We start from the raw sequence: 24,036 nt of genomic DNA, 5'->3' as shown, positions 1-24,036 counted from the left end.
GCGCGTGTCCTGGTGGTCGATGACGACCCGCGTGACGTCGAGCTGCTGCTGTCGGCCATCCGCGAGCTGGGACCCGACCTCGATGTTCCTGGTCAAGCTGGCCTCACTGCCCGCACCGCTTCCTGGAGAGACCCCAGCGGGCAAGCAGGCGGCTACGGATCCCCTCGCGCAGTTCCTCCCGGCGCCGGGATGCAAGGACGTGATCACCCTGACCGAGATGCTGCTGGCGACCAAGCCTGATTACGGCAAGGTCGGCGGGGCGCTGACCTCGTTCCTGACGAGCGAGAAAGTGACGCGCTTCAACGCAGCCCGTGTGATGTCGACCTTCGACAATGACGCCTTCCAGGACACCTACAAGAAGGCGCGTGCCGAGGTGATGCAGCAGAGCCGCACGCTCGAGCAGGCCAAGAAGCTCCTGAACTTCACCTCCGGCCTCGTGGAGGCATCACTCTCGAAGTTCCAGGGGACGGCCGTCACCGCGATCTTCAAGCTGGAGGCCCAGCTGATCATCGACGCCCTCCGACCACGCGCCCCCTTCATCCGCAAGGTCGAGCAAGTGGTCGACAAGTCGACGAACCCGCCCGTGCCGAGCCGGCTCGTGACGGTGACCTTCGACCGCAGCCCGAACGATCACGGCAACGTCGAGAGCGTGTTGTGGAAGTACTACCTGATTCGCGGCGGCAGCGGCAACGAGAACCCGGTGGCGATGAAGGTCTTTCCGCCCGGTGTGCCCCTCGAGTTCAACGACGAAGTCCCCGGCGAGGGCACGTACTACTACCGCATTCGCGCGCTGCGTACCGTGGGCTCGGCGGTCATCCCGTCGCATCAGCAGAGCGGCATCGACGAGATCTACGCGTTCCTGTCGGGCATCGTGCCGTCGGCGGGCAGCAAGACACCCGCCGGAAGCCAGATGTTGAGCATCGATTTCGTCAAGACGCTGACCGATCCGCTGGCCGACATCTACAGGGGGGTACACGTGCAAGCGAGCGATGCCACGCCCCCCGCGCCCATCAACGTCGTCCTTCGCACGGTCACGCGACCGCCGGCCAACCTCGCCGTCGATGCCAACGCGCGGGTGGCGTACCTGAGCGTCCCGGCGCTCAACACGATCCTCCGCGTCGGTGCGGCCGGCGCCGAGACGTTCGCGGCCCACAATTTCGCGGCCCCTGGCGCCGCCGGTCTGGCGATCGACAGCCGCGGCTTCCTCTATACGGACAACTCCGCCTCCGATGCACGGTTCGGCGGCCGGCTGTTCAGTTTCGACAGAGAGACCGGTCAGCGGACGCACGTCGGCAACACGAACTACTACAGCTTCCTGTTGCAGAACGCCCACCCGGTGTCGGTGCAGAGCCTGCTCGTGGCGCCGTCACCGCGCGGCGAGGCCCTCTACATCGCCGACGCCACGTCGCAGCGCATCACGCTGCTCACGCTGCCCTGGCGCTGGGCGCCGGGCGTGACGGCGCCGCGCAACATCTCGCAGCCATACATCGCCAGCCCGCTGTTCAATTTCGGCGGGTCCACGACGATGGCCATGCGCGCCGACGACACACTGGCCATCACCCAGTACGACAACGTGCTGATGGTGGCGCCCGGTGGCCGGCGGGTCGACCCGATCTTCCGCGACGGCGAGTCGTCGTTCACCGATCTCACGGGCGTCACGTTCGACCGCTACCTGAACATGTACGTCACCGACGCCACGGCGGGCACGATCACCATGATCCCGCTGATGAACCAGTCACCGTACTTCGGGTTCTTCGGCATGGACGACGTGCAGAAGCGTCGGCTCACGGTGTTGCGCGGCGCCCGGCGCCCGTCCGACGTCAAGCTGCGGGTCGGTGGTGATGGCCTGGCCTTCTTCGACGGCGAGCGCGCGCTGGTGCAGGTCGCCTTCGGCATGTCGGGACGTCTGACGCGCGCGGATGGATCGGCCCTGGCCGGCGCCACGGTGCTGTTGCCCGAAGTGAACCGCGTCGCGGTGAGCGACGGCGACGGCGTCTTCGTGCTGAGCAACCTCCTGGACCGCGACCAGTCACCGATCTTCGATGTCGTCGTCCGCGCCGATGGCAAGACGCAGTCCTATGTGGCACCGCTCGACCCCTTCAAGCACAACCTGGTCGACTTCGTGTTCGACCCGCCGTCGGCGGTGCCACCGCCTCCACCGGGGGACAATCCCCCGCCGCCCCCGCCCCCGCCGGGCGATCGGACGCGCGTGACCGTGCAGCCTCCGGACATCACCACGCCGGAGACGGTGTCGACGCGAGTGGACGTCCAGCGCACGGGCGATCCGCCTGCGGACCCCGACGACGAGGACGACGCCTGTGCACGCGCGGTGTTCGTGCGCCCCGGGATGGGCGCCGGCCTGGCAACTGCCACGCCATTGGTGGCCGGCTGGTTCACCACGCCAGGCATCCCGGACCCCGTGCTCGTGGTCAACGGCGTGCCGCAGCCCATCGCGACGACCACCCAGGACTTCGCGCTGGCGCCGACGCTGCTGGTCGGGCAGAACACCCTGTACGTTGCGGTCCGTGGCGAGTGGCTCAAGAGCGAGGGGTGTGCCGCCCCGGACGTCGACGACGAGGCGTTGGTGAGCATCTCGACGACCCTCACCGTCTTCCACGACGTCGACCCGGCAGCCCTCGCGCAGTACCGCGCCGGTGCGAATTTCGACCTGTCGATTCGCGGCGTCATCCGCGACAACGGCAGGCCATTGGCGGGCATCGCGGTCGAGGTCCCCGGCACGAGCCACCTGTCGTGGACCGACGTCGACGGTGTGTTCCAGATCGACCTGTCCCGCACGGCGATGGCTGCCCGAGCGGCAGGCGTGGACGCGCTGTCGTCGGCGATGTACGCACGCGCCGGGGCCATCGTGGCCCTCATCGGCAACGACCAGCGCGCCGCCTCGATTGCCGCACTCGAAGCCCTGCTCGCCCAGGCCGCCGCGGTGAGTACGGCACCACCGGCGGCGGGGAGCGCCGCCGGGACCGTGGTCGATCTGGCGGTGCAGGTCGAGGCCGTCGCCAGTCGCCTCCTCCTCGCCCTGCAGAGTACGGAGGGCATTGCGGAGCAGGCCGACGTGGACGCCCTGGGCGCCCTGGGCCAGCAGCTGGCCGGAGCCACGAGCAATGGCGAGATCGTCGTCCGCGGCCGCGAGTACCCGACGCTGACGCTGAAGGTGAAGGTGCAGTGATGCCGCCAACCCTGAAGCGCCTCATTGTCGTCACTACCGCGTTGGCCGCGGCCACCGCGGCGCTGCCGCGCGACGGACACGCGCAGGCGCAGGCACCCACGACAGTCGTCGCGACTGGCGGCGCCCAGGCTGCATCGCAGCCGGTCGCGATCGGCCAGACGACCTTCACCCTCCGCGTGCCGCTGAAGCCCAACGCGGAGAACGTCATCTCCGTCACGGGCACCGACACGGAGGGGCGCACCGCGAAGGGCGACGACCTGCGCATCGCGCAGATCTCGCTCACCGAGATCGTGCGCGCCCGCGTGACGGCCCAGCGGCTGACCACCGAGGAGGTGCGTCAACTGGTGGCAGAGGGCACCATCAACCTCGCCGATCCGGCCAACTACAACGTGTCGCGATTCGTCGTCGCGCTCGTGGTCGGGGGGCGGCAGGTGCAGGTGCCCGTCCCGGTCGTGCGTCGCATCGAGGAGCCGATGGGCTTCGGTGAGTCCGTACAGATCGGCTGTGCTGCGCCCGGCAAGGGCATCAGCAGCACCGAGCGGGCCATCTTCATCCCCTGCGGCGACGGGGGCGGCAACTCCACGCCCCGGGACATCCCTCCCATCGAGGTCGTGCCTTTCGAGATCGTGCCTGCCCCAGGCATGCCAGGCACCCCCGGCGTCATCCTGATCGAAGGCCGTATCAAGACGCTCAAGGAGTTCTTCAGGATCAACCTGCTCCTGATGAACGTGAGCTCGATCTTCACGCTGCAGGACCTGACGGCGCGGCTCGAGGTGCCCGAGGGCGCGCTCACGGGCGTCGCCCCGGCTGGTGGCGCGATCGTGCTGCCGGACATCGGCCCCGAGAGCGACACGACGGGACAGTTCATCATCAGGGGCGATCTCAAGGGCATTCACAAGGTCACCGCGCACTTCGGGGGGGTGATCACCGGGGCCTTCCTGCCCGCGCCCGTGCCGTTCTCCGGCAGCGCCTCCACCGATCTCGAGGTCAAGGGGCCGCCGAAGCTCGACGTGAAGGTGACGCACCCCGATTACGTGACGGCCGGCGTGCCCTACGAGCTTCGAGTCGAGGTGACCAACACCGACCCGGAACTCGATGCGCTCTATACCTCGATGGAGATCGACGTCGGTGGCGGCGCAGACCTGATCGACGAGATCACGGGCGAGCCCAAACCCGGCGCCACGGTGCGGACCATCGGCGACATCCTGCGCGGCGGGTCGACGGTGCAGACCTACCGCGTCATGCCACGCCTGACAGGCCCGATCACGAGCTGCGTCGGCGCGGCCGATGCCAACATCCAGCTGTCGGTACTGTTCACCGGGCCCGGGCGGGATCCGCGATGCGCCATCGGGACGCTGCCGAGCGAACGGCTGACGACCGACGGGCGCCCGACGGTGACCGTGGTGCCCGCGCACAACACCGTCGGAGTGGCCGTGGATCCGCCGATCGTGGCGCTGTTCTCGCAGCGGATGATCGAGCCGACGATCACGTCCGGCTATCCGGAGGCGACCCTGGTGGTCCAGGACGCGGACGGGCGCATCGTGGCTGGCACGCTCGAGTTCACCGAGTTGTTCGAGGCCACGGCCGCGATCTTCCGGCCGGCCCAGCCGCTGGCGTTCGGTCAGACCTACACGGTCATCGTCAACCCCACGGCCTTCAATCTCGACGGGCTGTCGCTCGCTTCTGGCATGGTCGCGCGCTTCTCCACGGAGGGCGCCCCATACGTGCCAGACACCACCGAGCCGACCCTGAGCCTGACGCTCGAGGCGCCATTCGATGCGCAGTTGGTCGCCCGCGGCCAGAGCCCGGTCGTCGTGGTGGACTCCGCCGATGCCAACGGCGTCGTGCGCGTGGACCTTCTGCTCGACGGGGCGTTGGTGGACACGCGCCGGCCGAACTCGCCGGTGCGATTCCTGCTCGACACGGCTGGCCTCGAGCCAGGGACGTCGCACGTGCTGTCGGCCATGGCCCACGATGCCGCGGGCAACGTCGGCACGACCGCCCGCCCTCTCTCGATAGCGCCCGACGACGTGCCACCGACCGTGACGCTCAGCGCCGACGCCCAGGTGGCACCGGGCCGCTCCGTTGCGGCCGTCGCGTCAGCCAGCGACGACGGCCGGGTCGCGCGCGTCGACCTGTTCCTCGACAACGCGCCCGCTCCGATCGACAGCAAGTTGGTCGGCCCCTGGCACTTCTCGGTGCCCACGACGGGCCTGGCGGCGGGGGCGCATCGGCTGGTGAGTGTCGCGACCGACGGTGCCGGCAACGCGGCCTCGTCGCAGGCCACCTTCGTCCTCACGTCCGACACGACGGCCCCGCTCGTCACGGTGCTCAACCCGTTGACGCCCCGGGTGCGGCGGGGCAGCCCGCTCGCCGTCCTGGCTTCCGCAACCGACGACACCGGCGTCGCCTCGATCGCCTACCTGCTAGACGGCGCCGTGACGCCAATCGCCACGGGCACCGTCGGTTTCACGCTCGACACCGCGTTGCTCGCCGCAGGGCCGCACACCATCACGGTCGTCGCCAGCGATGCCTCCGGCAACAGCGCGTCGGCCGTGATTGCCCTCGACGTGTTCCTGCCCGACGCCGATCGCGACACGACCGCGCCGGCGCCGCTGGTCACATCGGCCCTGATCGTCACGACGCCGACAGGCGGGCTCGTGACCGTCACGGGGCTCGATGGCGCCGCGGAGCCTGGCGCGCGGGTCGTCGTGACCAACGTCACGACCCGCGTCGAGCGTTCGGCAGTGGCCTCGGCGTCGGGCGCGTTCGCGCTCCAGATGGAGGCTCGTGGCGATGAGCTGCTGCGTCTGCTCGTGATCGACGAGGCCGGCAACGTCAGTGCCCCCACGACGGTCCTCGTGCGGGCCGCGGCGACGTTGACGGCGATCAGCGTCGCGCCGGCCCACGTGGCGCTCTCGCGCAGCCGCACCTCCGAGGCGCTCCTGGTCACCGGGCAGTTCAGTGACGGCCGACGCGAGATCCTCACCTCGGGCCTCGTCTTCGCGTCGGACACGCCGGCGGTGGCGTCGGTGACCAGCGGCGGCCTGGTGATGCCTGGTCGGAACGGGTCGGCGATGGTCACCGTCTCTGTCGCGGATGCGGGCGGTGGGCAGAACGGCCCGGAGGACGACGAGCTCGGCGGGCTAAGCGTGGCGGCAGTCCGCGTGCCGGTCACGGTCGACTTCGCCAGCGTCACGTCGCTGGTGGCCTCGCCAAATCCGATCACGCTCGGTTCGCCTGGCCAGAGCCAGCGCATCAGCGTGCAGGGTCGATTCAGTGACGACACAATTGGGGCGTTCGGCGGTGTCGTGCGCTTCGCGACGAGCGATCCGGCCGTCGCCATCGTGGATGGCGCCGGGCTCGTGACGGGCACCGGGATTGGGACCGCCCGGGTCACGGTCTCCAGCGCCGGGCTGCCCACCGCGGAGGTGGTGGTCGTCGTCCGGGAGGTCGAGCAGACCGCACTGGTGCTCGAGCCGGCGACACTGGCGTTCACCGCGCTCGCCCAATCGCAGGCGCTGGCGGTGCGCGTTCGCTTCTCCAACGGCCAGGTCGGCTTCCCGCTGACCGCCGTGGCATTCCGCGTGCTGAACCCGCTCGTGGCGACCGTCACGGCGCAGGGCCTGGTCTCCGCCGCCGGTGAAGGGGCGACGTCCATCGTGGTCGAGAGCGGCGCTCTGGTCGCCAGCGTGCCCGTCACCGTGACGCTGCCAACGACCACACCTCCGCCGGAGATCACCCAGCTTGGCCGCCCGATTGCGGGTGAGACCGACACCGTCGTGATCGCGGGCCGCAACTTCAGCGGCGTGCCGCAGGGCAATGCGGTCTCGATTGGAGGCCTCCCGGCGGTCGTCGTGAGCGCGGCCGTCGATCGCCTGGTCGCCGTGGTGCCCCGCGGCGCCACGACGGGCCCGGTGCAGGTGACCGTCGGCGGTCAGCCGAGCAACACGGTCGACCTGGTGGTCTACCCGCGCCGCGCGCGCACCGTGCTCGAGAGCGCGCCCTTCGACGCACCCGCGCCAGGCACGACCCAGGTGGACCTGGGGAGTGTCGAGACCTACGTCCATGAAGGCGATCAGATGGTGATCGTCGCCGACCCGGACACGATCGGTGTGCAGGGGTGGTCGGGCCTGTTCGGCGCGACCTTCCAGGGCACGCTGGTGTTGGTCATCGATGGCGTGCGGCACGAGTTTGCCGCTTCACCCGCGCCCATCGACATCTCGAACCTCGTGGCGAGCGCCGGCCCGCCCCGAAGGGTGACCCTGCAGGCGCGGCTGGAGGATCGCGGCGCTGGCCTCGCCAGTCGTGGCGTGGCCGTGGTCAGCGGTCCGCCGGGCACGGGCGCGTACGTCGGCCAGCGGTTCCTGACCGGCGACTCGAACCCGGAAACCGTGACGCTGCGGTTCCGCGTGCAGGCGCCCGACGGTGCCCTCTTTGCCGCGACGGCCAAGCCGTGGTACCGCGCGTCGGATGGCGGCTACTCCAACGGGTCTGTCGGCGGTGCCATCCTCGGGGGCCTGCCGACCCCCAACGACGGCGACTTCCGCACGTTCGTCGCGTCTGGTGGGGAAGTGGCCGTGACCTACTCGGACCAGGGCGGCGTGCTCGCGATGGGTGAGCAGGCCACGGCCGTGGTCGCACTGCTGCCAGCCAACGCGTCGGGTCGCATCGGCACTCGGCCGGTGGTCGATGCCCCGGTGCGCATCGGCGGGCTCGATTCGGCCAGCGTCATCCCGGACCAGGTGACGGCGGTGGCCGACGGCGTGGCACGTCCGATGGATGTCCTCATCAACAGTGTGCGCGACGTCAACGGCCTGGCGGTGACCAGCGGCGCGCACGTCGCGATGGCGGTGCGGCCCTGGTATCGACGTGTCGACGGCGGCTACAGCAACAGGTCGGCCGGCGGCACCGTGTCCGGCGGTGTGCCGACGCCCAACGACGGCGACTTCCGCACGGCCCTGTTGGCCGGCGGCGAGGCACGACTCGCCTTCGCGTCGGCGCCTGTGGTGTTCGACGCGACCGATGTCGGTGATGCCGTCCTCGCGGTCCTCCCAGCCCAGGCGTCGGGTCACCGCGTCGGCACTCGGCCGTTTGCGGAGGGCCGGGTCGTGCTGTCGCCAGGCGGAGCGGGTGTCGGGTCGATCACGGCGTTGCCGTCCACGCTCGCTGCCGCCGGCCAGGACTCGAGGGCCGTGATCACCATCACGGGCATCTCGGACGCGACCGGACGTCTCGTGCCTGACGGCACCCGCGTCGCCGTGGCGACGCGGCCGTGGTATCGGCAGGGTGACGGTGGGTACTCGAACGAGTCGTTCGGCGGGACGATTCTCGGTGGCGACCCGGCGCCCAACGATGGCGATTTCCGGATGTTCACCGTGTCGGGTGGGCAGGTCACGTTCACGTACTCGAATGCCGGGCTCGTGCTGGGCGCCTTCGAGACGGCGACGACGGTGATCGCGATTCTACCGGGCAGCACGGGGGGGCGCGTCGGCACCCGTCCCTTCGCGGAGGTGAGGATTCCGCAGGGCGGCGTCACCTCGGCCGTCATCACGACAGATCCGTCGTCGGTGGTTGCCGACGGCGTGCGCCGGCCCGTGCGCGTGCGCGTCACCGGCATCCGCGACGCCCTCGGCAACTTCGTGCCCGACGGCACGCGCGTGGCGCTGACCGCCCGGCCCTGGTACCGCCGCTCGGACGGCGGCTACAGCAACGGCTCGAGCGGAGGCCTGCTGCTCGGCGGCCTCACGGCGCCAAACGATCTCGACTTCCAGGTGTACTCGACGATCGGCGCGGCCCTGGAAGCGACCTACTCGGCCGAGAGCGTGCCGCTGTTGGCCGCCACCGACGTGCGGACCGCAGTCATCGCGGCCACCGTCGCGTCGGCGACCAACGCCCGAGTCACCATCCGGCCGTTCGCGGAAGGGGCCGTGGCGGTGTCGAGCGTGACGACGGGCACGATCACGGCGAGCCCCGTGTCGCTGCTGGCCGATGGTCAGCCGCGCACGTCGCTCGTGACGATCGAGGGGCTGACCGATGCGCAAGGGCGGCCGGTGCCGGACGGCACACGCGTCGCGCTGGCCGCCCGGCCGTGGTATCGCCAGAGCGACGGCGGCTACAGCAACGGCTCTGCCGGCGGCAGCCTCGTCGGTGGCACACCCTCACCCAACGAGGCGTCCTTCTCGAGCTACGTCGTGAGCAGTGGCCGCGTCACCGCGACGTACTCGGCCGAAGGGCTGACCAATGCCGTGGGCGCCACCCGCCCGGCGGTGGTGTCGGTGCTACCGGCCACGGCCACCGGCGCGATCATCGGCTCGCGCCCGCTGCTGAGCACGGTCATCAGCCTCGTCGGGATGGACACGGCAACCGTGCTGGCACCGGGGACCGGCGGACCAGGAAGCACCGTGTCGGTGACCCTGTCCAACATCCGCGATGCGGCTGGCAACCTGGTGCCCGATGGCACCCGCGTCGCCGTCACTGCGGGCAACTGGTACACCCGGGCCGGGTCGTACGGCAACGGATCGGCTGGCGGCACGATCACGGGGGGCATCGCGACGCCCAACGACGGTTCCCTTCGTTCCTTCACCGTGAGCGGCGGCCAGGTGGCTTTCGATGTCGTCCTGCCAGGCGCGACCGGAAGGACGACCGTGGTCTCGGTGGTGCCGGCCGACGGCTCCGGCGCGCGCATCGGCGTGGCGCCATTCGTCACGACGAACATCCGGATCGAGTAGGCCATGACGCACAGCACACCGCTCCGCTCCTTCGCGCGCGCCTGCCTCCTGGGCCTGGCGGTCGGCCTCCTGGCCGTGGCACCCGGCACGGCCCAGGAGCGGCTCGTCCTGGCCTCGGCGCAGGTCGTCACGGCCATCGACGGGCCGCCAACGCTGCGGCTGGCGGCCAGCGGCCCGCTCGCCTTCACGCGCCTGCTCCCGGCAGAGGATGTCGGGGGCGCCCAGATTCTGGTACGACTGCACGGCGTCGCGCAGGTGGACCTCGCCACACGCGACGGCCTGGCGCCGTTCACGCTCTCGACCGCGGCCGGCGAGGGCTTCGTCGACCTGACCATCGTGCTGGGCATGACCGGCGTACGGCTCGATGTCCGGCCGGGGCGGCTGCCACACGAGATCGAGTTCGTCGTCGCGCAGCCCTGATCCACCCGGGCGTTCGGGGTACCCTGTCGGTGTGGAAGCGCATGACCCCGGGAGCGTGACCCGGCGCCTGGGTGACATTCGGGAGGCGCTGCTGCGCCTGCACCAGACCCTGCTCGATTGGCAGCGTCGCGGGCACGAGCGTCTGTACGGCCGCGTGTCGGCCAACGAGCTTCTCCAGGTGCTGCTGCACGACCCGGAGTTCGCGTGGCTGCGCCCGATCTCGGAGGCGATCGTCCGCCTCGACGAGATGATGGCCGACGAGGCACTCGCCGACGAGGATGCCGTCCTCGTGCAGGTGCGCGCCCTGGCGTCGCCAGACGCCGAGGGCACCCCCTATGCCCAGCGCTACCTGCAAGCCATCCAGGAGTCGCCCGACGCGGTGCTGGCGCATCGCGACCTGCTGGCCCTCCTGCGGCGCAGTCGCGACCCGCGCTGAGTCGGCTCCGGGCGGTCGTCGGCGGAGCTACCAGCCGAGCATGTTCAGTTCCCTGGCGACCGGGCAAGGGGGGGCGACCTGCGGACACCGCGGTCGATCACGCTGGCCACGCGCCGCGAGGCATGGGTCGGGCGGGGGCGCCCCGGTCGGAGCGCCCCCTGGCAGGTCAGAACAGGAACTTCACCGTGACGAAGCCCTGCGTGCCCGGGTCGAACAGGTCGGCCTTGCCGTACCGCGGGTCGTAGGCGTTGTTGCCGTCGGGCGAGGCCTGGATCAGCGCGTTGTAGTCGTAGCCCTTCGACAGGTCGACGTTGTGCAGATCGATCGCCGAGGACGCGCGGGCGGCGCCGGCGCCGCGGTTGAGGAAGTTGAACTCGTGGCGCGTCGCCTTCTGGTTGAAGACGTTGAGCACGTTGAGCTCGAGGCGCAGCCGTTTGTTGCCGCCCCCCATGCCGAACTCCTGCGACAGCAGCAGGTCGGTGCGTGAGAGGACGGGTGTCCGACCCATGTCGCCGCGGCCGTTGACGAACAACTGGGTCTGATTGGTCGAGACCACGTAGGTCGTCAGCGGGGTGCCGCTGCCAGCGTAGAAGAAGGCGCCGACCTGCGTCCCGAACGGCAGCAGGTAGCTGCCGTACAGCTTGACCACGTGCGGCCGGTCGGTCGGCAGCCGTCCGAGCACGTCGAGGTTACCGCGCGAGTCCCAGAAGATCTCGTCGATGTCCCAGGCGCGGTTGGCGTTGCCGCCGGGGCGCGCGATGCTGCCACCCTGCTGCTGCGCCGTCGCGGAGGTCACGTTGGTGGTGGGCGTGTTGACCTCTTCGCTGGCCGCCAGGCCCGAGTAGTTGCCGTACAGGCGGCTGTAGACGTAGCTGGCGCTCCAGAAGTAGTTGTTGGCAAACCGGCGGTTCACGGTCAGCTCGAGCGCGTCGTACTGTCGCTTGGGCACCGGCACGGGGTACCCGACCGGCGTGGCGCCCGACGGGAACTGCACGGTCGCGAGGCCGCGGCCCGGGTTGCCGATGACGTACGTCTCGTTGCCGCTGGCGTCGACGGCGCCGATGTCCTCGATCGTCTGCGACAGGTCGTTGTGGACGTAGTGCGCGCCCACCGAGATGTTGGCCCCGAACTGATACTCGGTGCCGATGCTCGTGCTGTCCTGGTACATCGGCTTGATGTCGGGATCGGTGGACTCGAAGTTCGGCACGCGGCGGTCGCGGAAGCTGCCGGGCACCACCCACAGGTCGGCGCCAGGCATGTTGGACAGGTTCAGGCTGCCGACGTCGGTCGTGTCGAGGCCGCGGTAGTACACCTGCCAGGTGTCGCCGCCGTAGCTGCCGCGCGACAGCTCGTACTTGGTCCAGTCGTAGTAGCGGCCCCAGCTGCCGTAGAGCTTGAAGCGACCATCGCCGCGCACGTCGTAGCTGGCGCCCAGTCGGGGCGCCAGCTTGTCGCCGAAGCCGAACTCCATGGCCGGCACGCCCTCACGGAACGACGGCACCGTCTCGTTCTCGGTGCGCAGCCCGAGGTTGAGCGTCAGCCGGTTGCCGACCGTCCACTGGTCCTGCACGTAGAACGAGTAGATGTCGGCGCCGGCCTGCCCCTGCACGCCACGGTTGTTCACCTCGTAGTAGCCGTAGATGCCGCGGCCGCGATTGCCCTGGAAGTTGAAGTCGCGGTCCCAGTAGATGTTCACGTACCCACCCGGGTACGCCTGGTTGGCGTCGTTGGTGGTCTTCTGCCAGCCGAAGCCGCCCTTGACCGAGTGCGCGCCGCCGGCGTTGAAGGCCACGTTGTAGTCGGCGTTGATGAACCCGCGCTTGGTCGTGTCGTTCTCCACGATCAGCGCGCGCGGCGTGTTCTGCGTGAGGATCGGCCCCTGGACGCTCGGCGGCACCCCCGCCAGGCCGACGCTCGACGTCTGGTACAGGTAGTTGGTCGTGTTCGGGATGCCCGTGTCCTCGTAGTTGTCGCGGAAGTAGCCGCCCCGCACCGAGAAGAACGACGTGCTGCTCAGCGCCACGTCGACGTTGCCCGTGGTGTTGAACTGCTGCGTCTTGAACCCGCGCGCCAGGTTGACCTCGTTGGCGGCCATCGACGACGTGATGACGTCACGCGCGGCGCCGTTGTAGGCCGGCAGCGTCCCTTCGGAGGTGGTCGGCGTGAACAGCGTCGAGCCCGACGCCGTCATCCGGCCGGCACGGAAGGTCACCTTCCCGAAGGCCTGCGTGTAGGTCTGCTTGCGCTGGATGCTGCCGTTCTCGGTGCCGTTGTTGAACAGGTACGTGTTGGTGCGATTGGCAAAGCGCGGCGAGTAGGACGCGAAGAAGAACAGACGGTCGCGCAGGATCGGCCCACCAAGCGACCCGCCGATCTCGTTGCGGTGGTCGGGCTGCTCGCTGTCCTGCACGTAGCTCACCGTCACGTCGTCGCTCGGGTCGAGCACGAGCCGCTTGACCGGGCCGGCGCCGAGGGGCGACCCCTCGTAGTAGTAGTGGCCCTCGCCGCGGAACGTGTTGCCGCCCGACTTGGTGACCGCGCTGATCACGCCGCCGAGCGCGCCGCCGTACTCCGCGCCGATGCCGGCCGTCTTGACCTGCACCTCCTGCAGGAACTCGAACACCGTGTTCTGGCGCGAGCGTCCGTCCACCAGGCTGTTGGTCACCACGCCGTCGACGGTGAACGAGTTCTCGGCGCCGCTGGCGCCGTTGACCTGGAAGCCGCCCTCGATCTCGCCGCTGTTGACCGACGGCGCCGTGAGCGCGATCGACTGGAAGCTCCGCCCCTTGGGCAGCCTGTCGATCTCCTCCTCGCGGACGTTGTGCGCCACCAGCGTGCTGCGGACGTCGATGTCCTGAGGCGCGCCCGAGACCTGCACGACCTCCGACAGATCGCCAACCTTGAGCTGGGCGTCGATCTTGATCGTCTTGCCGAGGGTGATGGCGACCTCGGCGAACTCCGCCTTGGCAAAGCCCGACAGCTCGACGACCAGGCCATAGCGGCCCGGCTCGAGGTCCGGCACCGTGTAGAGGCCCTCGCCGTTGGTGGTGGTGGCGCGCACGGCGCCGGTGCCCTTGTTGGTGATGGTGACGGTGGTGCCCGGGAGCACCGCGCCGCTGGTGTCGGTGATGACGCCGGTGAGGCCGCCGAACCGCTCCTGCGCGGCGACGGGCCGGGGAAGCAGCAGGAGCACCGCCGCCGCGACGGCCAGGAATCTGCCCGCGAAATGCATGTCGTCCCTTCCTGCGGCCGAGTGTCGGCCGCCAAAGCACCGCGGTCACACGCCGATGTGCCGGCGCGCGGGGGCCGCGGTCGACGCGTGCCCGAGCGCACGCGATGTCGACGGGAAGGAGCAAGCACGCTGCCCGATCAGGGGCGATCGGGACGACTCGTCACGCACTGGTGGCGGAGCGCCACTGGGCCGTGGTGAAGGGTGTGCGAGCGATGACGAGTGGGTTCAGGCAAGGCATCGGCGTGCCCTGCCGTGGGCGGAGTGGAGCGCGTACGGGTCCAACAAACCGGATGATGCGCGTCGTGGCGCACCAAATTGCTGGATCTCCCGAGGTGGCAATTTGAAATTCGAAATTGATGGGGCCGCGGCTTCGCCGCTGGCCCTCGGGATCTCTCGGGCGAGCAACGGCCGAAGGCCGAGCCGCCCAGAATTTCAAATTTCAAATTTCAAATTTCAAATTGCCAGCGTCAGCTTCAGGGCACGATCTTGAAGCCCGTGAACGTCCGCTGCTGCCCGTCCTGGTGCTCGACATCGACGCGGATCACGTAGTCGCCGGCCGAGAGCGGGGCGAGCGACACGTCGGCCGTCGCCCAGCCGATGCCGCTGTCGTCGGGAGCGACGAGCGCGGTGGTGACCGGGATGATGGCCATCACCTTGCCCGACTGATCGAGCAGCGCGCCGCTCGCCGCCGTCGCGCCGGGCGCCACGGGCACCTCGACGCGGACCTTCTCGTTGCGGCGGTACCGTGCGTCGGCGGTCGGTACGAACTTCTGTCGCGTTGCCGCGCTGGCGCGCGCCAGCCGAGGGGACGCCGTCGGCGCGTCGACCGCCGGCAGCGTGAGCCGTGCCGAGTCGGTGAGTGGCAACGAACTTCCCGCGGGCGTGAGGCGCAGGCGCACCAGCACGTCGCCGCCTGCCAGCGGCGCCGTCGTCGTCGGCAACTCGGCCGTCACGGTTCTGGCGCCAGCGGCCAGTGGCACTTCGGCCTGGCCGATCGTCGCGCCCGCGCTGGTGGTCATCGTGATCGCCAGCGTGCCGCCCTGGGCGACCGACCCATCCCGGATCGCCGACGGGTCGAGGTCGGCCGTGACCCACACGCGGCCCGTCCGCGTGGTCGCGCCGCCACCGGCGTGGAAGAAGTACGCGGCCCGACTGCGCCACGGCTGCCCGTCGCGGATGCCGGCCACCGCGCCCAGCGCGCCGGACAGCGCTGCACTCTCGGCCGTCGCCGCCGCATCGCCGGCGCCGCCCGCCGCCTCGGCCTTCGCGGCTGCCGTGGCGGTGGCCATGTCCTCGGCGCGCATCGCGCGGTAGCCCTTGCGCGCCCGCACCTGCACGCCCGGTCGCTTGACGCGCACCTTGATGGTCCGCCAGTTGCCGTCGAGCTTCTCGTTGTTGGAGTAGTAGCCGAGCAGGTAGTACGACGACAGGTCCTGCACGATGCGCTGCGCGCCGGCATCGAGGTTGTTGGTGTTGATGATGGCCAGGCCGTCGGTGTTGTCGGCCAGGAGGCGGAGGGAGTCGAGCCGGACGTTCAGGCTGGCGCGATCGCCCATCATCGTGCCCGGCCGCGTGCCCGTCTCCTTGTTGTACCACTCGCCCCGGTCGGCGACCATCCGCTCGTCCCGGTCGCCGAGGTTCTTGTCGAACGCCGCCAGGCCACGCGGATCGAACGGGTAGAAGGAGACGTTGTAGCGGTTGGCCTCCTGCGTCAGCGCAATGAAGCGCTGGCGATTGTTGAGCATGGCGTACTTCATCGCCGTGGTGGCGCACTCGATCGACGACATCGACCCGACAGGACCGTTCTGGACGCCGCGCAGGTTGTCGGTGATGCGCCCGTCGGGCCCGGTGCCGGTGCGACCCATCGACGGCGGCGTGGCGCAGTCCTCCCGGCGCAGCAGGTCCTGCTTCGGCTCGAACATCTGGTACCCGGTGGTCACGGTGATCAGCGCCTTGCGCTCCTCCCGCACGCCCCCGAGGTAGCGCACCAGGTTCTCGAGCGAGTCGAGCACCTCCTTCTCGCGGCGCCGGCGGATCAACTGCGCGGCGATGCCGTTGTTGGCGTTGCGGAGTGCGGCCTGCGATTGCGGAGACAGGTTGGCGCCCGAGCACCCCGGAGGCGGCATCCCTTCCGGATAGCACATCTCGAGCTGCTGCTCCTCGGGATGCAGCCGCACGAGGCTCTCCTTCATGCCCCACTGGGTCTGCTTCATGAGCATGTCGTCGATCGTCTCGGTGCGACGCGCGAACGTGATCTGCCGCGGGTCCATGTCGGGCGTCATCACCGCGAACAGGTCGTCGGGGCCGATCAGGCGCTCGAGCATGTTCACGAGCGGCTTGCGGGCCCGCACCGCGCCGGCGAAGTCGGTGTGCCACGTGTCCAGGAAGACGACGAACACGCGCCGCCGGGGATCGGCCGCCTGCTTCCGCCCATCGTCGGCGCTGACCGGATCGCGGCGCTCCTCGCGCGCAGTGGCGGTCGAGACGGCCACCCGCTCGAACTGCGTCACCTTCTGCGTCCTGTCGTCCTCGAGCAGCTCGAAGTCGTCGGCGGTGAGATCGGTGACCGGCTCGCCCTTGGCGTTGGTCGGGTAGACGTCCACGCGCACGAAGTTGGCCTCGACGCGGAACGTCGCCTGCCCGCCCTGCGATGGCGGCGGCTGCGCCGGCGGCGCGGCGGGCGCCTGCGCGTGCATCGGCGCCGACGACGGGGTGACGAGGGTCGCGGCGAGCGCGACGCCGAGCAGGATACGGGGGCGCATGGGCATGACTGTAACGCTTAAACGCGTGACGCTTGACGCCGAACGCCCAACGCCTGATGTCTCGGGCTACAGCCCCAAGCCCCCAGCCCCAGCCCTCGTTCATCTCGGTCTCATCCGCATGGCCCACCGTGGCGACATGCGTCGTCCGTGCAGCTCTGCCAGAATGGCGCTGGGGTCATGACCGAGTCCGGGACAGACGCAGCGGCGCCGGAGCGGCGGGGGCGCGTCAGCGGGCGCGCGGAAGACGGGTGGACGGACGCCCGTCTCGTCGAGGCGTGCCTGTCCGGGAACCAGGCGGCGTGGGCGGCGCTCGTGGAACGGTATGCCCGCCTGATCTACTCGGTGCCGCGGCGGTACCAGGCCACGCCCGAGGACGCCGAGGACATCTTCCAGACCGTGTGCCTCGAGTTGTACAACGCGCTGCCACGGCTGCGGAAGGTGGACAGCCTCCGCTCCTGGCTGATGACCGTCGCCTCGCATGCCTCGCTGGCGTGGAAGACCGCGCGCACCAGGCGCGGGCACGTCGTCGACGTGGACGATGCCGATCCGGTGCGGCTGTCGACGGTCGACCGAGACCTGCTCGAGGACGTCGAGCGCGATCAGCTGGTGCGCGACGCCGTCCGGAGCCTTCCCGAGCGGTGCCGCGAGCTGGTGGGCATCCTGTTCTTCGAGCAGCCCCCGCGCTCCTACAAGGAGGTGGCCGCCCACTTCGGGCTGGCCGTCGGATCGCTCGGGTTCATCCGTGGGCGCTGCCTCCAGAAGCTGCAGAAGGCCTTGCGCGAGGCCGGGATCGCCCGGGCGTGACCGGCGCCCGCCGTCCCGCGGGTCCCGCCGCCGTGTCCACCGTCGACGACCTGGTGGCGCGTGCCACGCGTGGCCTCTCCGACGCACGACTCGCCGCGCTCCTCGATCGGGTCCCCGGCCTGCGGTCCCGCGCTGCCGTCGAGCGGCTGGCCGACGCCTCGATCTCCATCGCCCGCACCGACCTCGAGGCGGCCGCCCGCCTGGCGGGCGCCGCGGCGGCAGTGGCCGATCGCCTCGACGACGATCCGCACGCGCGGGGTCGCGGCGCGCGTGCGCTCGGGCACGTCGCGGCGCTGCGCGGCGCCGCGCCCGAGGCGCTTGGACATTACGAGTCGGCGCTCGCGGCCTTCGAGGCGGCCGGCAGCCGGCTCGACGAGGCGATCACCAGGAGCGGGGCGTTGCAGACGCTCATCTACCTCGGTCGCTACGACGAGGCGCTCGCCTGGGCCGCACGGGCGCGCGAGGCCTTCGTCGCCGCGGGCGACACGCTGCGCCTGGCACGCCTCGACAGCAACGTCGGCAACGTCCTGCACCGGCAGGACCGGTTCGCCGAGGCGCTCGAGCACTATCGCCGGGCCCTCGCGGTGTTCCGTGCGGAGGGGGGCGGCCTCGACGCGGCGATTGCGCTGCGCAACATCGCCGTCTGCCAGATCACGCTGCAGCAACTCGACGAGGCCTACGCCACGTACCGCGAGGCACGGGCCTGGTGCGAGTCGCACGGGCTCGCCAGGCTGCTGGCCGAGGTCGACTACAACATCGCGTACCTGCACTACATGCGCGGCGAGTACGCCACCGCCATCGACCTCTATGCCCGCGCGCGTGCCCTCGCGCATGCGCAGCACGATCCCTATCACGCGGCGCTGTGCGACCTCGACGAGTCGGAACTCTCCCTGGAGCTGAACCTCGTCCCCGAGGGGGCGGCGATGGCCGCGGAGGCGGCGCGCCAGTTCGATGCGCTCGGCATGCGCTACGAGGCCGCCAAGGCGCGCACCACGCTGGCGCTCGCGGCCGGGCAGCGTGGGCGGCTCGGCGAGGCGCTCGCCCTCTTCGACGAGGCCCGCGCCACGTTCGTGGGCGAGGGCAACGCGGTGTGGCCGGCACAGATCGACCTGTTCAAGGCGGCCTTGCTGGAGTCGGCCGCGCCGGCCGAGGCCTGGGCGCTGTGCCGCGCGGCGCGCCAGCGTTTCGCGCCCACCCCGCTGACCGCGAGGACCGCGGCGTGCGACGTCCTGCTGGCGCGCCTGGCCCTGCGGGCCGGCGATCTCGCCGGTGCGGCCGCTGCCGTGAGGCGCGCGGCCGACGCGCTGCCGCGGGCCGAGTCGCCGGCGCTCGCCTACCGGGTGCACGTCACCCGGGGGCACGTGCTCGAGCAGCAGGGGGATCGCGACGGCGCATGCGCCGCCTACCGCGAGGCACACGGGACCATCGAGTCGTTGCGACGCCACCTCGATCACGACGACCTCAAGGTCGCGTTCCTCGAGAACAAGCGGGACGTGTTCGAGAGCCTGATCGCGCTGCTCGCCGCGGGGCCGGGGCCGGTCGACGTGGCGTCGATCTTCGATCTCGTCGAGCAGGCCAAGTCACGCGGTCTCGCCGAGCAGGTCGCCATGCTGGGCGCGGCCGCTTCCGCCGCCGAGGGCGCCACCGGACCCGCCGCCGAGATCCGTGCCGCGGCCTCGCACCTGCACGTCGTGACGCGGCAACTCCGGGACGAGGCCGGCCGTGCCGTTCCGGACCGCGCGCGTCTCGCCGGGCTCCGGGAGCGAGTCCGCGAGTGGCAGGGGCGGCTCGCGTGGCTCTCGTCGGCGCTGGACGCGACAGCGCTCGACGGCCCGGGGCCCACCGTGTCGCTGGCGCACCTGCAGGCCTCGCTCGCCGACACCGTGCTGGTCGAGTACTTCGAGGTGCGTGGCCGGCTGCATGCCCTGGTCGCCGACCGGCAGCGCGCCTCGCTGACGCCGCTGGTGGCCATGGCCGACGTCCACAGCCGCATGCGGCTGCTCCGCTTCCAGTTGGGGCATGCCGCCCGCGCCGCGTCGCGATCGGGGCCCTCGACACAGCCGCCCGCCCGCGCACTCGCCGACCACCTGGCCTGGTTCCACGCGGCCCTGGTCGCCCCGCTGCCCGGGATGGCCGGCGCCAGGCGTCTCCTCATCGTGCCGCACGGCGTCCTGCACGCGCTGCCCTTCCACGCCCTGGGCAGGCCCGGGGAGGCGATGGTGGAGCACGCCGTCATCTCGTATGCGCCGAGTGCCAGCGTGTTCGCACACGCGGCGGCGCGTCCTCCGTCGGTTGCCTCGCACAGCGTGATCGCCGGCGTACCCGACGACCTCGCGCCGGCCATCGAGGCAGAGGTCCGCGCGGTCGCCGAGGCGCTGCCCGAGGCGCGCGTCGCTGTCGGCGCCGCTGCCAGCCGCGCTTTCCTCGAGACGCACGCCCCGGGCGCACGCTTCGTCCACCTGGCGACCCACGGCCGTTTCCGGCACGACAACCCGCTCTTCTCGTCGATCCGCCTCGCCGACGGCGACCTGCGCGTGCTCGACCTGGCGGCCCTCCCGCTGGCGGCCGACCTCGTGAGCCTGAGCGGATGCAGCACGGGGCTGAGTGCCACGGTGGGGGGCGACGAGCTGCTCGGCCTGACCCGCGGGCTCCTGGCGGCGGGTGCCAGGTCGGTCCTGGTCTCGCTGTGGGACGTCCACGACGCGACTGCCTCGGCCATCATGGCCGGGGTCTACCGCCGCGTGGTGGCGGGCGAGGGCCCCGCGGAGGCGATGCGAGCCGCCATGCTCGAGGCGCGCGCGTCGGTGCCAGACCCGTTTTACTGGGCCCCGTTCGTCCTGCTCGGCCACCCGCTCCCGGGGCGCACCGCAGCGGGGCGGACTGCCCCTATATCAAGTCACGAGGCCACGCCCCTCTAGGATCCGAAGGGTCCGCCCGCATGCCCATGCCCAACCGTCCCGCCCAGCCCTGCGACATCGCCCTGATCGCCGATCACGCCCGCGGCCTCGGCTCGCCCGACGTCCGCGTCCGCGTCGAGGCGCACGTGGCTTCCTGCGAGGCCTGCCGCGCCGACCTGGCGGCGCTGGTGCGGTTGGCGGCGGTGACCAGGGCCGATGCGGTGGAGGTGCCCGGCCGCGCGGCGATGCAGCGAGCCTTCGACATCTTCGCAGCGACGTCGGCCGACTCGCGGCTGTCGCTGCCGCGTTGGCTCGGCGCCCTGGTCGGAAGCGCAGAGCCGGCGCTGGCCGGGTTGCGTGCCGATCCGGCCGTCGGCGATCGACAGGGCGAGTTCCGTGCCGGTCCCTACACCGTCAGGCTCCGCGTCGATGTCGATCCCCGCGACACCACCTGCGCGATCGTCGGGCAGGTGGACGGCGACGCGGGGCGCACCGTCGACGGGCTGCCGGTGCTGGTGACGGTCGGGGCCCGCGTGCTGCAGCAGGCCGCGACCAATGCGCACGGCGAGTTCGAGTGCGTGTGCGAAGCCCTGCCGCAGTTGCGCGTGCAGGTGGTCGTCGAGGGTGGCGCCCGGCGCGTCGAACTGCCGCTGAACCGCTTTCTCGAGGACGGCGCGGCATGATCGGCCGCATCACCGACGGCCTGCGCAGCTGGTGGGCGCCGGCGCTCGGGCTCGCCCTGCTCGTGGTGCTGGGCGGCCCGGCATCGCCGGCCCTCGCCAAGGACTCACGCGAGTTCCTCCTGCGCGCCGCGTCGCGCAGCGAGGCCGAGGCGATCGCCGGGCGCAACCGCCTGCGCATCGTGCGGGAGGTGCGGGCCGGCGAGCTGTACAAGGTAGAGAGCGAGGACGATCGCACCGAGACCGAGGTCGAGGGCGAGGTTGGCAGGGACGCCAGCGTCGGCGGGTTCGAGCGCAATCGCGGCCTCCAGATCGCCGAGATTCCGCCCGACGTCTCCCTGCAGCAGTCGACGGCCGCCATCCTCGAGGCGTTGCCGGCGCGCACCCTGGTGCCGTTCTTCGGGCAGCAGGTCTGGAACCGGTACGTCGAGCAGCCGGCGACCCGCGTCATCGATCTCGCGCGGGCGCAGGCGCTCGCCACGGGCACCGGCATCATCGTCGCGGTCATCGACACGGGCGTCGACCCGAATCACCCGGTGCTGAAGGACGTGCTCGTGGCCGGGTACGACTTCACGCGTGACGCGGCCGGCGTGCCGTCGGAGTTGGCCGACCTCGATCAGTCCACCGCCGCCATCCTCGAGCAGTCGACGGCGGCGATCCTCGAGCGCGACCAGGTCGTGTCGTTGAACCAGAGCACCGCGGCCATCCTCGAGGGCGACCGCGCGACCCGGCTCGCCGGGCGCACCTTCCCGCGGGCCTTCGGTCACGGCACGATGGTCGCCGGCCTGTTGCACCTGGTGGCGCCGGCGGCGCGGATCATGCCGCTCAAGGCCTTCACCGGCGACGGCACGTCGAGCGTCGGCGACCTCGTGCGCGCCGTCTACTACGCGACCGATCACGGGGCGCGCGTGATCAACATGAGCTTCAGCATGACCGAGGAGTCCACCGAGCTGAAGCGGGCCCTCGACTACGCGCGCAAGCACGGCGTGCTGACCGTGGCCTCGGCCGGCAACAACGGCCGCAAGCTGGTACTGTACCCGGCGGCGTGGTCCGACACGGTCGGCATCGGATCGACCGGCGACCTCGATCAGCGGAGCGTGTTCTCCAACTTCGGCAGCAGCGTCCGCGTCGCCGCTCCCGGCGAGGGCGTGGTGACGACGTTCCCGGGGGCGGTGTTCGCGGCCGCCTGGGGCACCTCGTTCAGCACGGGCCTGGCGGCCGGCGTCGGGGCGCTGGCCCTGCAGGACACCGGCGGCAGCGATCCCGAGTCGGCCGAGCAGCTGGCGCGCGACGCGCTGCGGCGCGCCATCCCGATCGGCCAGGACCTCGGCAGCGGGCGCCTCGACGCGCGTCAGGCCGTCGAGTTCGCGCGGCAGTTCCGCGGCAACCAGGACGACCCGCCACTCGCGCCGGCCGGCGACGACGATGCCGATGGCTTGCCGAACGCGTTCGAGGTCGCGTACGGGCTCGACCCGCGCTCGAAGGACGACGCGGCGGCAGACGACGATCGTGACGGCCGCACCAACCTGCAGGAATACGTCGCGGGCACGCACCCCCGCGGCACGCACAGCTCGTACCTGCCCGAGGGGGCGGTCAACGGCCTGTTCGACGTGCGGCTCGCGTTCTACAACCCCGACGACGCCACGGCGCAGGTGCAGGTGCGCTTCCAGCGCGGCAGCGGCGCCGAGGTCGTGCGCAACCTCGCGCTGCCCGGACACCGGCGCGCCACGATGAACGCCCGCGACGTGCCGGAACTGATCGATGCGGAGTTCTCCTCGGCGATCACCGCCGACCGGCGCGTGGTCGTCGATCGCACGATGACCTGGGATGCGTCGGTGTACGGCAGCCACGCCGAACACGCGATCACCGCGCCGCCCGGCACCACGTGGTACCTGGCCGAGGGCGCCACCACCGACGCGTTCGGCCTGTTCTACCTCCTGCAGAATCCTGGCGACACGGCGGCCGACGTCGAGATCGAGCTCCTCCGCCCGGCGCCGCTGCCGCCGATCGTCAAGCCGGTCGTGGTGCCGGCCCGCTCGCGGTACACCGAGTGGGTGAACCTCGTGCCGGGGCTCGAGCGCGCCGAGATGTCGGCGGTGATCCGCTCGCGCAACGGCGTGCCGATCCTGGTCGAGCGCGCGATGTACGCCAGCGCCGCCGGCCAGGCGTTCGCGGCGGGCCACGGCGGCGCGGCGGTCACCGCGCCGGCCCTCGACTGGTTCCTTGCCGAGGGGGCGACCGGCCCGTACTTCGACACCTTCGTGCTCGTCGGCAACCCCGCCGACAGCCCGGCGATCATCGACGTGACCTACCTGCTGCCCGACGGGAGCACCGTGCCGAAGCGGTACGAGGTCGCGGCCCGCAGCCGCCTCACCATCTGGGTGGATCAGGAACACCCGCGCCTCGCCGACACGGCGGTCTCGACCCGCGTCACCGTGGCCAACGGTGTGCCGGTGATCGTCGAGCGGGCAATGTGGTGGCCGCAGGGTCGCTGGCAGGAGTCACACGTCAGCGCCGGGGCGACGTCGACGGGCACGGCCTGGGCGCTGGCCGAGGGCGAGGAGGGCGGGGCGAGGAACACGCAGACGTACGTGTTGATCGCCAACCCGTCGCCGCAGGCGGGCCGGGCGCTCGTGTCGCTGTGGTTCGAGGACGGCACGTCGCTGGCGCGCGAGTTCCCGGTGGCCGCCAACAGCCGCCTCAACGTGGCGATCGCCGCCGAGTTCCCCGCCGCCATCGGGCGCCGCTTCGCCACCACGATCACCAGTCTCGGCAGCGCGCCGGCGCCACTCGTCGTCGAGCGCTCGATGTACAGCGACGGGCCTGGCGGCGCGTGGACCGCCGGCACCAACGCGCTCGCCACGAAGCTGCAGTAGCCGTCCTGGCC

10 protein-coding genes are annotated in these 24,036 nt (G+C 71.1%); 8 read left to right on the top strand and 2 right to left on the bottom strand.

What is annotated here, in order from left to right:
- Nucleotides 1–19: 19 nt before the first annotated feature.
- Genes TBR22_RS20215 through TBR22_RS20200 form a run of 4 tightly spaced genes read left to right on the top strand, consistent with a single transcriptional unit; the run spans nt 20 to nt 10,774 of the window.
- Complete coding sequence (locus tag TBR22_RS20215) at nt 20–3,187, top strand: hypothetical protein (protein WP_239489639.1); 3,168 nt, start codon at nt 20–22, stop codon at nt 3,185–3,187.
- Nucleotides 3,187–9,918, top strand: coding sequence for an Ig-like domain-containing protein (locus TBR22_RS20210; RefSeq protein WP_239489638.1), 6,732 nt, complete (start codon nt 3,187–3,189; stop codon nt 9,916–9,918). Before TBR22_RS20215 ends, TBR22_RS20210 begins: the two co-directional genes overlap by 1 nt.
- 3 nt (nt 9,919–9,921) lie before the next feature.
- Entirely contained in the window at nt 9,922–10,338 is a 417-nt protein-coding gene (locus tag TBR22_RS20205) for a hypothetical protein (protein WP_239489637.1), read from the top strand.
- 31 nt (nt 10,339–10,369) lie between these two features.
- Nucleotides 10,370–10,774 (top strand): hypothetical protein, encoded by a 405-nt coding sequence (locus TBR22_RS20200; RefSeq protein WP_239489636.1) that lies wholly within the window; start codon nt 10,370–10,372, stop codon nt 10,772–10,774.
- 166 nt (nt 10,775–10,940) lie between these two features.
- Here the strand turns inward: TBR22_RS20200 and TBR22_RS20195 are convergent, their stop codons facing one another.
- Nucleotides 10,941–14,006, bottom strand: coding sequence for a TonB-dependent receptor (locus TBR22_RS20195; protein WP_239489635.1), 3,066 nt, complete (start codon nt 14,004–14,006; stop codon nt 10,941–10,943).
- A 473-nt stretch (nt 14,007–14,479) separates the two neighbouring features.
- Nucleotides 14,480–16,768, bottom strand: a complete 2,289-nt coding sequence (locus TBR22_RS20190) for a VWA domain-containing protein (RefSeq protein WP_239489634.1) — start codon at nt 16,766–16,768, stop codon at nt 14,480–14,482.
- Nucleotides 16,769–16,945: 177 nt separating this feature from the next.
- On the opposite strand from TBR22_RS20190, the gene TBR22_RS20185 reads away from it, so the two are divergent.
- From TBR22_RS20185 to TBR22_RS20170, 4 genes are read left to right on the top strand one after another with little or no spacing between them, the layout of a single operon-like run.
- Nucleotides 16,946–17,572: an RNA polymerase sigma factor gene (locus tag TBR22_RS20185; RefSeq protein WP_239489633.1), complete on the top strand. Its 627-nt coding sequence runs from the start codon at nt 16,946–16,948 to the stop codon at nt 17,570–17,572.
- Nucleotides 17,569–20,490, top strand: coding sequence for a CHAT domain-containing tetratricopeptide repeat protein (locus TBR22_RS20180; RefSeq protein ID WP_239489632.1), 2,922 nt, complete (start codon nt 17,569–17,571; stop codon nt 20,488–20,490). Before TBR22_RS20185 ends, TBR22_RS20180 begins: the two co-directional genes overlap by 4 nt.
- Nucleotides 20,491–20,516: 26 nt before the next feature.
- Nucleotides 20,517–21,152: a zf-HC2 domain-containing protein gene (locus TBR22_RS20175; protein WP_239489631.1), complete on the top strand. Its 636-nt coding sequence runs from the start codon at nt 20,517–20,519 to the stop codon at nt 21,150–21,152.
- Nucleotides 21,149–24,025 carry a S8 family serine peptidase gene (locus TBR22_RS20170; protein WP_239489630.1) on the top strand — a complete coding sequence of 959 codons (2,877 nt, stop codon included), beginning with the start codon at nt 21,149–21,151 and terminating at the stop codon, nt 24,023–24,025. The genes TBR22_RS20175 and TBR22_RS20170 overlap by 4 nt, the downstream gene beginning before the upstream one ends.
- The last annotated feature ends 11 nt before the right edge of the window (nt 24,026–24,036 follow it).

Origin of the sequence: Luteitalea sp. TBR-22, from assembly GCF_016865485.1 — a bacterium.
Lineage (GTDB): Bacteria > Acidobacteriota > Vicinamibacteria > Vicinamibacterales > Vicinamibacteraceae > Luteitalea.
Note: the sequence above shows the minus strand (reverse complement) of the source record. Positions and strands in the feature narration are given on the sequence as shown.

Excerpts from the sequence above, each read along its gene's own strand:
- TBR22_RS20175 (WP_239489631.1), top strand. The coding sequence starts at position 20,517 with ATGCCCAACCGTCCCGCCCAGCCCTGCGACATCGCCCTGATCGCCGAT.
- TBR22_RS20195 (WP_239489635.1), bottom strand. The coding sequence starts at position 14,006 with ATGCATTTCGCGGGCAGATTCCTGGCCGTCGCGGCGGCGGTGCTCCTG.
- TBR22_RS20210 (WP_239489638.1), top strand. The coding sequence starts at position 3,187 with ATGCCGCCAACCCTGAAGCGCCTCATTGTCGTCACTACCGCGTTGGCC.
- TBR22_RS20185 (WP_239489633.1), top strand. The coding sequence starts at position 16,946 with ATGACCGAGTCCGGGACAGACGCAGCGGCGCCGGAGCGGCGGGGGCGC.
- TBR22_RS20205 (WP_239489637.1), top strand. The coding sequence starts at position 9,922 with ATGACGCACAGCACACCGCTCCGCTCCTTCGCGCGCGCCTGCCTCCTG.
- TBR22_RS20215 (WP_239489639.1), top strand. The coding sequence starts at position 20 with ATGACGACCCGCGTGACGTCGAGCTGCTGCTGTCGGCCATCCGCGAGC.
- TBR22_RS20170 (WP_239489630.1), top strand. The coding sequence starts at position 21,149 with ATGATCGGCCGCATCACCGACGGCCTGCGCAGCTGGTGGGCGCCGGCG.
- TBR22_RS20190 (WP_239489634.1), bottom strand. The coding sequence starts at position 16,768 with ATGCGCCCCCGTATCCTGCTCGGCGTCGCGCTCGCCGCGACCCTCGTC.